Genomic DNA, 14466 nt, shown 5'->3' on the forward strand with positions numbered 1-14466 from the left:
TCGGGCCGGAAACGGAGCCGGGATTTTGGTTACTTTGATCCGTCAAAGTCACTCGCCGAGGGGCGAAAAGGTGCCTTGAGTCTTATGTAAATCCACCTGGCAGCGCAGAACCCTATTGTGGCGCGGAGCGCCACAAGCGCCACACAGAGGACGCAGAGCGTCCAGAACGGCATGCCGACGCGGAGCATCGGCACGATAATCAAAGTCAGCTTTTGATTCTGGCCGAAGGCCCCGGTCACACACAGTGGAACGATCATTATCGTGGTCTGGGCAGCGCTTTTCAGTGCCCTCAGACAATCTGAACACTCAACGAAACGCCGGCACCACGTGTTTGATAAACAGCTCAAGCGATTTCTTCTTCTCGGCATGCGGCAAACTGTTATCGCACCAGAAACTGAACTCGTCGACACCCAGTTCCTGATAATACCGAATGCGCGGAATAATCTCTTCCGGGGTGCCGATCATCGTGTTCTTGCGGATATTCTCCAGCTCAAACTCCGGGCGCTCCTTGAATTTCTCTTCGGGGCTCGGCGCAAGAAAACCATTCACCGGCGTCTGTTTATTGCCAAACCACGCATCAAACGTGCGGTAGAACTTCGCGATGGCGCTCGCGCCCACTTTCCAGCCTTCTGGATTGTCCGCCGCATGCACATGCGTATGGCGCAGCACCATCAATTGCGGGCGGGGCACGTCAGGGTTGTTGGCCAGGGCTGCCTCGAACTTGTTCTTCAGATCGACGACTTCCTCGTCGCCCTTCATCAGCGGCGTGACCATCACATTGCAGCCGTTCTGCACCGCGAAATTGTGCGAATCGGGGTCTCGTGCGGCGATCCACATCGGCGGAGTGCTGATCGGCTTGGGCACACACGTCGACGTGGGGAATTTCCAGATATCGCCATCGTGAGCGTAATCGCCCTGCCACAGAGCTCGCACCACCGGCACCATCTCACGTAACGCCTTGCCGCCTTCAGAAGCTGGCATGCCGCCCGCCATCCGGTCGAATTCTACTTGGTAGGCACCGCGTGCCAGGCCGACTTCCATGCGCCCGTTACTGATCACATCCAGCAGCGCGCATTCTCCGGCCACCCGCAACGGGTGCCAGAACGGCGCAATGATAGTGCCCGCGCCCAAGTGAATACGGGTGGTTCTGGCGGCCAGATAAGCCAGCAGCGGCATGGGACTAGGCGAAATGGTGTATTCCATCGCATGGTGTTCGCCGATCCATACCGTACTGAAGCCACCGTGTTCGGCCATCAGCGTCAGTTCGGTCAGGTCTTCGAAAAGCTGGCGATGACTGACACTTTCATCCCAGCGCTCCATGTGCACGAACAATGAAAACTTCATGGCATTTACCTCGCGTGATCCAGGCACCCGCCTGATTGACCGGTACGGTGATTTATTTTTGTATGATGGTATACCGTAATACCTATGGTGCAAGTCTTTTTTGCTCAAGGGATAATGGTGCAGTTAGCAACAGGCAGAAACGAAAAAAGCGCCTTGTGCCGGGCGCTTTTCTGGGAGAGGGCATCATGTATTGATGATTGAGCAGGTTATCGCCTGGTCAGTTCAACTACAGGCTTCGGAACTGATTGAGTCATCTGTGGAATTGCGGATGATGGGTGCCATGCCACTGACGGCATTGGACTGCTCCATGATTTCCAGCGTCGAGCCAGTGCCCACCAGGTTCACCGTGTGGTTTTCGCAGTTGTAGAGACGTTTGGAGTAGATCACACCAAGAAGGCCTTCTCGGCGGGTCACTACCACTCGCAGGTCCGGGCTTCCACTTTTTTCCACCAACGCATGCTTACCTGCCGGGTCAAGAGGGATGTTAATGACCTTTACTTCGGCGTGCACCGAAACGGCGGGGATCATCAAGGCCAGAAAAATGGCATGAAATTTCATCTGTGCTCCTGCGGATGAATAGGGCTTCATTGGATCCAAAAGTTACTCCGGCCGCGTGCTTCTGAATAGCCGGGGCAAGGGGCCTTTCGTCGGTTTTTCATTTTGGCTGACCTTGCCTTGCGCGGGTTGATTCCGGCAATGGCTGTTGCTCTGCCAACAGCACATCGACACCTTGACGGTGCATGGACAGTTGACGCTATCTTTTAGCCTGTTCAACCCATTGATCTGTATTGCTTTTAGTGGCTGGCACGGTTGCTGCTTTGTGCACATGCAACCCTATTCGACTCCCGTGCTCGGGAGCCTGCAGTCAGAGGAGTGCCGACATGAGCCATTCATCGATAAAATTTGCCTACTGGGTGCCGAACGTCAGCGGAGGACTGGTCGTCAGCAAGATCGAGCAGCGCACCAGTTGGACCATCGACTACAACCGCAAGCTGGCGCAGATCGCCGAGCAATCCGGTTTTGAATACGCGCTGACGCAAATCCGCTTCACCGCCGGTTACGGTGCCGAGTTTCAGCATGAATCCGTGGCCTTCAGCCACGCGCTGCTGGCCGCCACCGAAAAGCTCAAGGTCATCGCGGCTATTTTGCCAGGGCCGTGGACGCCCTCGGTGGCGGCCAAACAGCTGGCGACCATTGACCAGCTCACCGCAGGGCGTGTGGCGGTGAACATCGTCAGCGGCTGGTTCAAGGGTGAATTTCAGGCCATCGGTGAACCCTGGCTGGAACACGACGAGCGCTATCGACGTTCCGAAGAGTTTATTCGCGCCCTCAAGGGAATCTGGACCACCGACAACTTCACGTTCAAGGGTGATTTCTACCGCTTCCACGATTACACCCTCAAACCCAAGCCCATCCAGCGTCCGCATCCTGAGATTTTCCAGGGCGGCAGCTCACGTGCCGCGCGGGACATGGCGGCCCGTGTGTCGGACTGGTATTTCACCAACGGTAACACCGTCGAAGGCATCAAGGCTCAGGTCGATGATATTCGCGCCAAGGCTGCCGCGAACGGCCATTCGGTGAAGATCGGCGTCAATGCCTTCATTATCGCTCGCGATACCGAAGAGGAGGCGCGCGCGGTACTGGCCGAGATCGTCGACAAGGCCGATCCCGAGGCCGTCAATGCGTTTGGTGATGCCGCGAAACAGGCGGGCAAGGCCAGCCCGGAAGGCGAGGGCAACTGGGCCAAATCGACTTTTCAGGATCTGGTGCAATACAACGATGGTTTCAAGACCAATCTGATCGGCACGCCGCGCCAGATTGCCGAGCGCATCGTCGAACTCAAGTCGGTTGGCGTAGACCTGGTGCTTTCCGCCTTTCTGCATTTTCAGGAAGAAGTCGCCTATTTTGGCGAGCATGTGCTGCCGCTGGTACGCGAGCTGGAGGCCGCCGCGCAGCGCAAGCCCGTCGCCGCCACGGCCTGACAACCCGGCAACCCGCATAACCCCGCCATGACGCCTTAAGCGCACGCCGCTTACGAGCCCGCCAGAAAATCAGGCGCCACTGTGATCCAGTGTGCGCCTGCCTGCGTATGTTGAACCCCTGACAACCAACAGATGTCTGTAAGTGGCACTATGATGCCACTCTCTGGCATGCTCTGATCCCATGCCAGCCCCTTCAGGTATGGCCGAGTGCTTGCCGACAATGGCAATTGATAGTGAAAGGATTGTCGATGGCCCCTGAGCAATCAGGTCCGGTTTTCAGAAAAACCAGATGCACTGGTTCTCACCTGTTGTGGAGGCAAGTTTTGAAACGCGACCTTCGGCTTGCGTCATGGCTGATCTTCGTAGTGTGCGCCTGCGTGGTGATGTTGATGGTCTGGCAGGCATGGACCGCGCGCCGCAACACGATGGATAACATCCAGACCAGTACAGTGAATCTGGCTGCGGCGCTGAGCACTTACACAGACGGTATCTTCAAACAGAGCGAGCTGATGCTGATCGGCCTGACGGAGCGTGTCGAAAAGGACGGCGTCGGGCCGCTACAGATCGAGCGGCTGAAGTCGGTGATTGCCCGTGAAATGGGCGCGCTGCCGCAGATCGATACGGTTTCGTTGTACAACGTCGAAGGGATTTGCACCTTTTCGACCAACCCCAAGGCTGTCGGCGTCAACAGTGTCAAACGCGAGTTTTTTCAGCACCACCTGCAGACGCCTGGCCGGGCGCCCTACATCGGGCCGACCATTCGCAGCCGTGCCTCTGGCGAGTGGGTGATATCAGTCAGTCGGCGTATCAATCATCCTGACTCGAGTTTTGCCGGGTTGATGGTGGTGACCATCGGTGTCGAGCATCTGCTGAAGTTCTACTCAGGCATTCAGGTCGGAGACACCGGCATCATCAGCCTGACATCGACGGCTGGGCAGTTGCGTGTGCGCTATCCCCATCTTGAGGCGGAAATCGGGCGCGACTTGTCATCGACGCCGATTTTCACGTCCGAACGTGACAAACCCTCCGGCACCACACGCTTCGTTTCCAGAATCGACGGTATCCCGCGCTTTTATGCGTTCAAACGCAGCGAGATCTACCCGATCGTGACCGTCGTCGCGGTGGGTCAGAGGGAGGCTATGCTGGACTGGCTGGGGCAGACCAAACAGTCGGTGCTGGTCATGCTGGTGCTGCTTGGGCTGGTGATCGGGCTTGGCATTCGCCTGATCAAGCACATACATAGCCGCATACGTGCAGAGGATCAGTTGCTGGAATCCCAGGCAGCCCTCATTCAGTTGAACCAGCATCTGGAGTTCATTGCCTCGGAAGACAAGCTTACCGGGCTGGCCAATCGCAGACGTTTCGATCAGTTTCTGGATGTCGAATTCAAGCGCGCCCGACGCGAGCGCAACATGCTGTCATTGATCCTTATGGATGCCGATCATTTCAAGCGTTACAACGACCATTTCGGTCATCTGGCCGGTGACGAATGCCTGGTGGCGCTCGCTCGGCTGGTCGAGCAATGCATCCGTCGCCCCGGCGATGTTGCTGCTCGTTATGGCGGTGAGGAGATTGCCGTCGTGTTGCCTGGCACTGACGAGGCGAGCGCTCGGCAGGTCGCCGAGAGTATCCTGCAGGCCATCCGTGACGAGCAGATCACGCACCCCGCCAGCCCGTTCGGCATCGTGACGGTCAGTCTGGGCGTTGCAACGGTCATTGGCAGTAACCGCCAGATCAGCCAGCGAGGCCTGATCGAGCTGGCCGACCGCGCGCTGTACGCGGCCAAGTCGCAGGGCCGCAACCGGGTGAATGTGGCGTCGGAAATCGCCTTCAACACGGTCCCGGCCTGGACGCAGGTCAATACCTCTGTTGACCCGCCCTTCGGGCCAACGGCGGACACGCGGGATTGAATCCAGAGTGCCCGTCACGTGCGGCGCGCTCAGTCTTTGGCAGGCTGCTCGGCGTCGGCAAGCTGTTGCGTCTCGTGGGGCTTGCGCCGCAGCACTGACAGCACCCAGACGAAGAAGATCGGTACCAGAACCACCCCCAGCAGCGTCGCGCTGAGCATGCCGCCGATCACCCCGGTGCCGATGGCCCGCTGGCTTGCAGCGCCTGCGCCGGTCGCCAGTGTCAACGGCACCACGCCGAGGATGAACGCCAGCGAGGTCATGACAATCGGCCGAAAGCGCAGTCGTGCGGCCTGAAGCGCCGCATCACGCAGCGAATGCCCTTGATCCCACAGCTCCTTGGCAAACTCGACGATCAGAATCGCGTTTTTCGCTGCCAAGCCAATGATGGTGATCAGCCCTACCTTGAAATACACATCATTCGGCATGCCGACGGCGGTCACTGCCAGCACCGAACCGAGCGCGCCCACCGGCACAATCAGCATGACCACCAGCGGGATCGCCCAGCTTTCGTACAGCGCGACCAGCAGCAGAAAGACCACCAGCAAGGCCAGGGCAAACAGCCCGGTCGCCTGGCCGCTGGCTACTTTTTCCTGGTAGGAGAGGCCGGTCCATTCGTAACCGATGCCGGGAGGCAACTGGGAGACGATTCTTTCAATCTCCGCCATCGCTTCGCCGGTACTGACACCCGGTGGTGCGTCACCCGCGATCCTGAACGTGGGGTAGCCGTTGTAGCGGGCGATCTGCACCGGACCTTCTTCCCAGTGCGTCGAAACGAATGCACTCAGCGGCACCAGCGTGCCGCTGCTGTTGGGCACGTACAGCTTGAGCACGCTTTCCGGGGTCATCCGCGAACTCTGCTCGGCCTGCACCACAACCCGCTGCTGACGTCCAGCGTTGGCGAAATCACTGATCACCGAGGAGCCGAAAGCGGTGGACAGCGCGTTGCTGATCGACTCGAAGCTAACCCCCAGCGCCCGCGCTTTTTCGCGGTCGATGTTCAGGCGTAACTGCGGTGCTTCGGCCAGCCCCTCCATCATCGCGTAGAGAATCTTCGGGTTGCCATTGGCTTTGCCCAGCAACTCGTTGCGCGCTGCAAGCAGGGCTTCGCGGCCCAGACCTGCGCGGTCTTGCAAACGCAGCGCAAAACCGCCTGAAGTGCCCAGCCCGTCGATAGGCGGCGGTGTCACGGCCATGACCGTGCCGTCGCTGAGACCGGCAAAATGCTGATTGAACGCCGCCGCTTCTTCACCCGCCGATTGCCCGTCGCCGCGCACTGACCAGTCCTTGAGGGTCGGGAACGCCAGACCGGCGTTTTCGCCCATGCCGGAAAAACTGAAACCCAGCAGCATGGTCACAGCCCCGGTCGCCTCGCGGGACAACATGTAGGTTTCCAGCAACTGCGCGGTGGCGTCGGTGCGCGCCCGGGTGGCTCCCGGCGGCAGCTGCACGTCGATGATCAGATAACCCTGGTCTTCCACCGGCACAAACGACTCTGGCAGACGCAGGTAGAAAAAGCCCAGCAAACCGACGATACCGACGTACAGCAGCATGTAGCTGCCAGCGCGTTTGATCATGCTGGAACTGACCCGCTCGTAGCGGTCGGTGAACTTGCCGAACAGCCGATTGAAGCCGCCGAAGAAACCGCGCTTCTCATGATGACCCGCCGGGATTGGCTTGAGCAGCGTGGCGCACAACGCCGGGGTGAACGTCAGGGCCAGAAAGCCCGAGAACAGAATCGACACGGCCAGCGACAGTGAAAACTGCTGGTAGATGACCCCGACCGAGCCACCCATGAACGCCAGCGGCAGAAACACCGCAGCCAGCACCAGGGTGATGCCGAAAATCGCGCCGGACACCTGCTGCATCGCCTTCACGGTCGCTGCCGCAGGGGAGAGGCCTTCCTCGGCCATGATGCGCTCGACGTTTTCGACCACCACAATGGCGTCGTCGACCAGAATACCGATGGCCAGCACCATGCCGAACATGGTCATCATGTTCACCGAGAAGCCCAGCAGGTACATGATCGCCAGCGTACCGGCCAGGCACACCGGCACCACGATGGTCGGGATCAGCGTGTAGCGGATGTTCTGCAGAAACAGGAACATCACCAGAAACACCAGCACCATGGCCTCGATGAGGGTGTAGATCACCTTGTCGATGGCCACATCGACGAAGCGCGAGGTGTCATACGGCACGGAAAATTCGACGCCTTCCGGGAAATTCACCGACAGCTCGGTGAGCCGCTGTTTGACTGCCTTGACGGTTTCAATCGCGTTGGCACCCGGTGACAACTGAACCGCACCGGCCACCGCGCGCTTGCCGTTCAGGCGGGATTCGAAACTGTAATCCTGACTGCCGATGGCCACCCGCGCGACGTCGGACAAATGCACCGTCGAGCCGTCTTCGTTGGCGCGCAACACGATGCGGCCAAATTCTTCCGGGTTGTCCAGCGTGCCTTTGACCGCCAGGGTGGCCGTCAGCTCCTGCAGCGACGAGCCCGGGCTGCTGCCGAAACTGCCTGCCGGGACCTGCACGTTCTGCGCCCGCACGGCAGCGTTGACGTCATCGATGGACAGCCCGAAACCGACCAGCTTCTGTGGGTCGATCCAGACGCGCATGGCAGCTTCTGCGGCAAAGAATTGCAGCCTGCCGACGCCGTTTACCCGGCTGATCTCATTGTTGACGTTACGCGCGGCATAGTCGGCCAGCGCGACTGTGCCCTTGTTGGCTGAGTCGCCCGTGTAGCTCAGGGTGTAGATCATCAGGAAGCCGGAACTGGCCTGTTCGACCTGCAAACCCTGGCTGAGCACGGTCTGCGGCAGGCGCGCTTCGGCTTTCTTGATGCGGTTCTGAACCTCTACCTGGGCCATGTCCGGGTTAGTGCCGGGCACGAACGTCACGTTGATTTCTGCGCTGCCGGTCGAGTTGCTGGTCGACTCGTAATACAGCATACCTTTGGCGCCGTTGAGCTCTTCCTCAATGACGCTGGTTACCGAATCCACCAGCACCTTGGCGGACGCGCCAGGGTAAGTCGCGGTAATGGTGATCTGTGGCGGTGCCACGTTCGGGTATAGCGCCACGGGCAGGGCAGGCAGCGCCATCAGCCCGGCGAGCAGAATGAACAGGGCCAGCACCCAGGCAAAGTTGGGTCGCTTGATAAAAAACAGAGACATGGACAGTGATCCTCGATCGCGCTGAAGGCGGCGTTATTGAGCCTTGACCTGCTGCTGGGCGGACGGCGATTTGGGCACGACCTTGTCACCGGGATTGAGCCCGGTCATGTTGCCGATGATGATCTGTTCGCCATCTTTCAGGCCTTCGGTGATCTGCCAGCGCGAGTCCTGCATGGCGCCGTTTTTGACCGGACGCGCTTCTGCCGTGCCGTCCTGAGCGATCACCAGCACGCGGGCCGCACCATCACTGGAGCGCTGCACGGCACGCTGAGGGACAAGAATGGCGTTGGCATCGACCCGCTGCGGCGTGCGCACGCGCACATACATGCCCGGCAGCAACACGCCTTTGGGGTTGGCGAAGCGGGCGCGCAAGGACACCTGGCCGGTGGTGCGGTCTACTGCCACGTCGGTAAACAGCAGGGTGCCGGTGCTTTGATAGTCGGTGCCGTCGACGCTCAGTGACAAGGCGTCCTCGCCGCCCTTGGGCAAGCGGCCTTCCTGAATGGCGGCGCGCATCTGCAAGGCGTCGGCGACCGGTTGGGTGAAGTCGGCGTAGACCGGGTCGAGTTGCTGAATGGTCGCCAGCAGCGTGGTTTCGCCCTGACCGACCAGCGCGCCTTCGGTGACCATCGCGCGCCCGATGCGCCCTGAAATCGGCGCCCTGACCGTGGCGTAGCCCAGGTCCAGCCTGGCCGTTTCCACGTCAGCCTGGGCCGATTTTTTGGCGGCGGCGGCGTTTTGCAATGCGGAGCGTGCGGTGTCGAAGGTCTGGCGGCTGACCGCTTCGATCTCCACCAGCGACTCGTAGCGTTTGACCGTGGCCTGGGTTTCGAACAACGTGGCTTCGGTGCGCGCCAGATCACCCTGCGCCTTGGACAATGCCGCCTTGAAAGGCGCCGGGTCGATCTGGAACAGCACTGCGCCTGCTTTCACGTCGGCGCCTTCCTCGAAATTGCGCGTGAGCACAATGCCAGCCACCCGGGCACGCACCTGTGCCACACGAACCGGCTCGATACGGCCGGGCAGTTCGTCGACCACCGTGAACGATTCAGCTTTGACAGCAACCGCTTCAACCTCTTTGGGCGCTGCCGAGGCGGCGGGATCCTGCTGCGGCTTCTGCTCACAACCGGCAAGACCCAACGCTGCCAGCAGCGCTATCGCAGGCATCACACGCCAATCGCTCAAATTACTCATCATTCACCCGGGCGCAGCCCATCAGACGCTAAAGGCGCGAATGATCCACTTTTGTACGGCTTTGAGTCAATATTGCCTCATATGAGACTTTCGTGACTAATTGTGTATATGCTTTGCGAATAAACAGGCGTTCTGCACAATGCGCCGCACGCACTCTATGACGAGGTAAAGACGCACCTGATGGACGTACCTGCTGACGAAAAATTCCTGAAAGCGCTGGCCGTTGCGCTGGTCGACCACTCCACCGGCACCTTCAAGGACATCGCCGAAGCGGCCGGGGTGAGCAAGGCCACGCTCAATCGCTTCTGCGGCACCCGCGCCAACCTGATCGAGATACTGCTCATCCACGCTTCCGAGTTGATGAACAAAATGATCGCCGACGCCGATCTGCAGAACGCGCCACCGCTTGAGGCGCTGCAACGCCTGATCGACAACCACCTGACCCACCGTGAAATGCTGGTGTTTCTGGTTTTTCAGTGGCGCCCGGACACCATGGATGAAAGCTGCGGCGGCCTGCGCTGGCTGCCCTATTCAGACGCTCTGGATGCGTTTTTTCTGCGCGGCCAGCGCGAAGGCCTGTTTCGTATCGACATCAGCGCCCCGGTACTGACCGAGACCTTCGCTTCACTGCTCTTCGGGCTGGTCGATGCAGAGCGCCGTGGCCGCGTTGCGCGCACGGGTATGGATGCCGCGTTGCTGCAGATGTTCATGCAGGGCGCGCGAAGCGGTGCGTGAAGGCGCCGTATCAGCCTGGAGGCGTCTAACCAGGCAGGCCGCTTCCCGACAATGCTTCCCTCATCGTCTGCATTTTCAAGTCGCTTTCCCGGTACTCGCTTTCCGGCTCCGATCCGCTGACCAGCCCACAGCCTGCAAACAGCGTGGCTCTATGGCCGTTCAACAGTGCCGAGCGCAGCGCGACAGCGAGTTCGCCGTTGCCCTGATCGTCAAGCCAGCCAATCGGTCCGGCGTACCAGCCTCTGTCGAGTTGTTCATGGCTGCGGATGTAGTCCAGCGCCTCATTGCGCGGCAGGCCGCCCACCGCAGGCGTCGGGTGCAGGCTTTGGGCGATGCCCAGCAGGCTGGGGTTCGGAGCGAGGGTAGCCTGAACGGGGGTCAGCAGATGCTGGATATGCGGCAGCTTGTGCAGTCGCGGCCGGCACGCGATGTCCAGTGCCAGGCAGTGCTCAGCCAGACCATGCCTGATGCAGTCGATCACCATGGCGTGTTCGCTGTTGTCTTTTTCGCTCAGCAGCAATTGCTCGCCCAGACGCGCGTCGTCTGCGCTGTTTACCCCGCGTGGTGCGGTGCCTGCCAGGGCCATGGTGTGCAATTGATCACCATGCACGGTCAACAGGCATTCGGGTGATGCACCCATGAAGCAACTGCTGCCCCGCGCGAAAGCAAACAGGTAGGCGTTGGGCTGCTTGCGCATCAAGCGCTGCATGACCTGTTCCAGAGGGCTGGCCGCTGCGACATTTTGCGAGCGGGCCAGGACGACCTTTTCCAGTCCGCCACGCTTGATCCGGTTTACCGCGTGAAACACGTCCTGTTTCCACAGGTGTGCCATCGACAAACGCACGAACTGATCGCCGGTTGCCGGTGCGCCGGGCAAAGGCCGGGCGAGAATTTCTGCCCATTCGCCAGCCAGCGCTTCTGCCAGAGGGTCGCACTGGCTGTGCTCGTCAATCAGCACATTGACGATCAACCGGGTCTGACCATCGGACTCGTGAAGTTCAAAGCGCGGCAGCGTCAACGCGGCGTCGGGAAAGTCGCGCCACAGGCGTGTTCTGGGCTGCCGACGGTCGAAGGCAAAACCGCCGAACAGTGTGGGGCGATGGTCGCCGCGAACCACCGCAGTGGCTGCCATGTCCCGCCAGCGGTTCTCGAGTGTTTGCCAACTGTCCGCAGGCCCGGCGTTGAATTCATGGGCCAGGCCCAGGCCTACACGGTATTGCCCTTGTGCCTGAACGTGCCACAGACAGGCCGGTTGGACCTGCTCGCGATTGGCCGTGAACAATCCGAACGGCTCGACGTGTGGCGAAGGCGTGGAGAACGAGGCCAGTACCCGAGGCCGGGCTGCGCTGACCTGCGACCGCGCGCTGTGCAGGCATTCCATCAGGCCTCCCGTCAGACATCCGTGCACATCGCGCAATGATGGCTGCTGGTTCATGGCTGAGCCTCCGGGTGCAGCACTCGCCAATGGGTGATCTGCTGGTTGATGAACCAGTGGATCAGGTCTTTGAAGAAGTCCTCTGTTTCATCGACGGGCAAACCTGCATCGTGGGCCCACTGACGTCGCTCTTCGAGCATTGCGCGCACCCGATCGGGCGCCGGAATGGCCTGCTGGCTGGCCTTGAAGCGGGTCGCGGCCTTTACGTAGGTCAGGCGCCGGGCAAGGATTTGCACAATCTGCCGGTCGAGGTCATCGATGCCCTGGCGTATGTCGCCGAGGTTTTCACACTCAGGTGCAGACTTCACAACATTCATGGATTACTCCCGGATTCACTGGGCCAGAGCGGCCAGTTGGCGTTTGTCGATCTTGCCCACGGCCGTCAGCGGCCATGCGGCAAGCCACTCGAACTGATCGGGCAGCTTGTCTTCACCCAGCCCCTGCTGACGCAGTTGGTCGCGAATGCACTGGCCGGCACCCGTCGGCGGGTCGCCCAGAATGAACGCGCAGATGCGCTCGCCCAGCAGCGGATCCGGCACCGCCACCACAACGGCAGATTCGATGTCGGGCAGCGCCGTAAGGTGATTTTCGATGTGTGCCGCAGAGATCTTTTCACCGCTGCGCTGGATCTGTTCCTTGATGCGCCCTTCGACGATCAGGTTGCCTTGCGGCGTCCAGCGCGCAAGGTCGCCGCTGCGGTAGTAGCCGTCGTCGGTGAAACTGCGCGCAGTGTGATCTGCCGCCCGGTAATACCCGGTAATGGTGTAGGGGCCGCGGGTCAGCAGTTCGCCGGTCTGGCCGACAGCGACGTCGTTCAGGTCCGCGTCCACCAGACGAACCTGGTCGAACGGCGACAATGGACGGCCCTGCGTATTGAGCACGACCTCCAGCGGATCGTCCGGGCGGGTGTAGCACAGCAGGCCCTCGGCCATGCCGAACACCTGTTGTATTTGGCAGTCCAGCGCTTCAAGCAGGTGGGCTGCCAGTGCCGGGTCCAGTCGCGAGCCGCCGACCTGCAGCAGCTTCAGGCTGGTCAGGTCGCTGTCTTCCCAATCGCGCCCTTGGGCCCAGAGTTGCGCCAGCGGCGGGACCAGCGCCACATGGGTGACGCCTTCGCGCTCGATCAACGGCATGGCCGCATCGCAACTGGCGCTGTCGCCCAGTACCACCGTTGCACCGGCGGCCAGACTGCCGAGCACGCCGGGGCAGGCGAGGGTGAAATTGTGCGCGGTCGGCAACACGGCCAGGTACACGCTGTCGCTGTCCAGTTCACAGAGTCTGGCCGAGTGGGAAAAGTTGTAGGCGTAGTCGGCGTGGCTGCGCGGGATCAGTTTTGGCGTGCCGGTGGTGCCGCCGGAAAGCAGCAGCAAGGCCAGCCCGCGCGGGTCGGCCAGCGGATCGGCCGGGCAGGGTGCATCCAGCGCCGACATCGCGTTGAAAGGCCCGTGTTCGCCGTCGACGATCACGTGCGCGAGTGAGGGCTGCTGCTTGACGATCTCCGCAGCCATGTCCCGATAGTCGAAGTCCCGAAGGCGATCGGGTATCAGGTAGGCCACCGGTTCAGCCAGCCGGCACAGCGCCGCAATGTCCTCTGCACGCTGGGTGGGCATGGCCAGTACCGGCACCGCACCGATGCGCATTACGGCAAACAGTGCGCAGACAAAACCGACGCCGTTGGGCAGTTGCAGCATGACCCGGTCACCGGCCGTAATGCCCAGCGCTGCAAGGCCCCCGGCCAGGCGATCAACCCGCTGATCCAACTGCGTGTAGCTCAGGCATACGTCGCCTGCGACCAGCGCGGTGTGTGCGCCGTACTGACTCGCCCAGCGACGCAGCCGTTGAGGCAGGGTCTGGTCGGCGAAGGGGTGCAGCGGGTCGTGAGACGTGTGTTCGGTGTGCATGGTCGTTTCCCGTTACGGATGGAAAGGGCTGATGCTCTGTTCGATGAAGTTCAGAACCTCTGCAGCGAAGGCTCTGGGGCGTTGCGTCAGGTAGAAGTGGTCGCCGGCCATGACCTGTTGCCGACAGTCGCCGCACAGCCATTGCCGCCAGGCGCTGACTTCCTCCTGATCGGCTTCGGGGTCGTGACTGCCGTGCAGCAACAGCGTCGGTGTCTGCAAGCGCTGACGATCCGCCTGCAACGGACGGTGATAGCTTTCCGTGGCTTGAAAATCGGCACGCAGCAAGGGCATGAACAACGCCAGAAGGTCCGGGTTTGCCAGCAAGGCGTCGCTGACCCCGCCGATGGCAACCAGTTGTTCGATGAAGCGTTGGTCATCCAGATGGCTGAGCAGCCGCCTGCCAGTCAGGTGGGGTGCATGGCAGGCCGACAACACCAGCCCTGCGGGTGGCGTGCCGGCCTGTTCCAGCAGCAGGCAGGTTTCTAAGGCAACCTGCGCGCCCATGCTGTGCCCGGCCAGTATCAGGGTTCGGCGTTGTGCATCCGGCATAGCCTGAATGTCTGCGGCAAGGCTGTCGGCGAGTGGCTGGACCTTGCGCAGACAGGGCTCGTGCATGCGCTGGTCACGCCCCGGATAGATCGCCAGCGTCAGGTTCAGGCCCGGCTCGTCGAGCTCGCGCCAGTGATGAAAGGCGCCACCGCTGGCCCCGGCAAACGGGCACAGCAGCACATGCGGCTGGCGCTGATCGGCGCGCAGAAAAGGGCGCAACATACCTGCATCCATACCCACATC

11 protein-coding genes are annotated in these 14466 nt (G+C 61.0%); 3 read left to right on the plus strand and 8 right to left on the minus strand.

Going from position 1 to position 14466, the window contains the following annotated elements; genetic code table 11:
* Positions 1-306: 306 nt before the first annotated feature.
* Positions 307-1344, minus strand: a complete 1038-nt coding sequence (locus DW49_RS0120095) for an LLM class flavin-dependent oxidoreductase (RefSeq protein ID WP_005617724.1) — start codon at positions 1342-1344, stop codon at positions 307-309.
* 222 nt (positions 1345-1566) lie between these two features.
* The gene (locus DW49_RS0120100) at positions 1567-1902 is read right to left on the minus strand and encodes a hypothetical protein (RefSeq protein WP_005617725.1); all 336 of its coding nucleotides are present in this window, start codon (positions 1900-1902) and stop codon (positions 1567-1569) included.
* A 323-nt stretch (positions 1903-2225) separates the two neighbouring features.
* On the opposite strand from DW49_RS0120100, the gene sfnG reads away from it, so the two are divergent.
* Both sfnG and DW49_RS0120110 read left to right on the plus strand, forming a co-directional pair.
* The gene (gene sfnG / locus DW49_RS0120105) at positions 2226-3326 is read left to right on the plus strand and encodes a dimethylsulfone monooxygenase SfnG (protein ID WP_017702763.1); all 1101 of its coding nucleotides are present in this window, start codon (positions 2226-2228) and stop codon (positions 3324-3326) included.
* A 323-nt stretch (positions 3327-3649) separates the two neighbouring features.
* Positions 3650-5236, plus strand: coding sequence for a sensor domain-containing diguanylate cyclase (locus DW49_RS0120110; RefSeq protein ID WP_024419613.1), 1587 nt, complete (start codon positions 3650-3652; stop codon positions 5234-5236).
* Between the two features lie 29 nt (positions 5237-5265).
* On the opposite strand, the gene DW49_RS0120115 is transcribed toward DW49_RS0120110, so the two are convergent.
* The gene (locus tag DW49_RS0120115; protein WP_005617729.1) at positions 5266-8409 is read right to left on the minus strand and encodes an efflux RND transporter permease subunit; all 3144 of its coding nucleotides are present in this window, start codon (positions 8407-8409) and stop codon (positions 5266-5268) included.
* A gap of 33 nt (positions 8410-8442) precedes the next feature.
* The gene (locus DW49_RS0120120) at positions 8443-9603 is read right to left on the minus strand and encodes an efflux RND transporter periplasmic adaptor subunit (protein ID WP_029768425.1); all 1161 of its coding nucleotides are present in this window, start codon (positions 9601-9603) and stop codon (positions 8443-8445) included.
* A 180-nt stretch (positions 9604-9783) separates the two neighbouring features.
* Here DW49_RS0120120 and DW49_RS0120125 point away from each other — a divergent pair, with 180 nt between their 5' ends.
* Positions 9784-10338, plus strand: coding sequence for a TetR/AcrR family transcriptional regulator (locus tag DW49_RS0120125; RefSeq protein WP_005617733.1), 555 nt, complete (start codon positions 9784-9786; stop codon positions 10336-10338).
* A 25-nt stretch (positions 10339-10363) separates the two neighbouring features.
* Here DW49_RS0120125 and DW49_RS0120130 read toward each other — a convergent pair whose 3' ends face one another.
* The 4 genes from DW49_RS0120130 to DW49_RS0120145 are packed head-to-tail and all read right to left on the minus strand — an operon-like array spanning position 10364 to position 14457.
* The gene (locus DW49_RS0120130) at positions 10364-11773 is read right to left on the minus strand and encodes an isochorismate synthase (protein ID WP_005617735.1); all 1410 of its coding nucleotides are present in this window, start codon (positions 11771-11773) and stop codon (positions 10364-10366) included.
* The gene (locus DW49_RS0120135) at positions 11770-12090 is read right to left on the minus strand and encodes an isochorismate lyase (protein WP_003376926.1); all 321 of its coding nucleotides are present in this window, start codon (positions 12088-12090) and stop codon (positions 11770-11772) included. The genes DW49_RS0120130 and DW49_RS0120135 overlap by 4 nt, the downstream gene beginning before the upstream one ends.
* A 15-nt stretch (positions 12091-12105) precedes the next feature.
* Positions 12106-13674 (minus strand): yersiniabactin biosynthesis salycil-AMP ligase YbtE, encoded by a 1569-nt coding sequence (gene ybtE / locus DW49_RS0120140; RefSeq protein WP_005617739.1) that lies wholly within the window; start codon positions 13672-13674, stop codon positions 12106-12108.
* Between the two features lie 12 nt (positions 13675-13686).
* The gene (locus DW49_RS0120145) at positions 13687-14457 is read right to left on the minus strand and encodes a thioesterase II family protein (RefSeq protein ID WP_024419611.1); all 771 of its coding nucleotides are present in this window, start codon (positions 14455-14457) and stop codon (positions 13687-13689) included.
* Between the last annotated feature and the right edge of the window lie 9 nt (positions 14458-14466).

This window comes from Pseudomonas avellanae BPIC 631, from assembly GCF_000444135.1.
Taxonomy (GTDB): domain Bacteria; phylum Pseudomonadota; class Gammaproteobacteria; order Pseudomonadales; family Pseudomonadaceae; genus Aquipseudomonas; species Aquipseudomonas avellanae.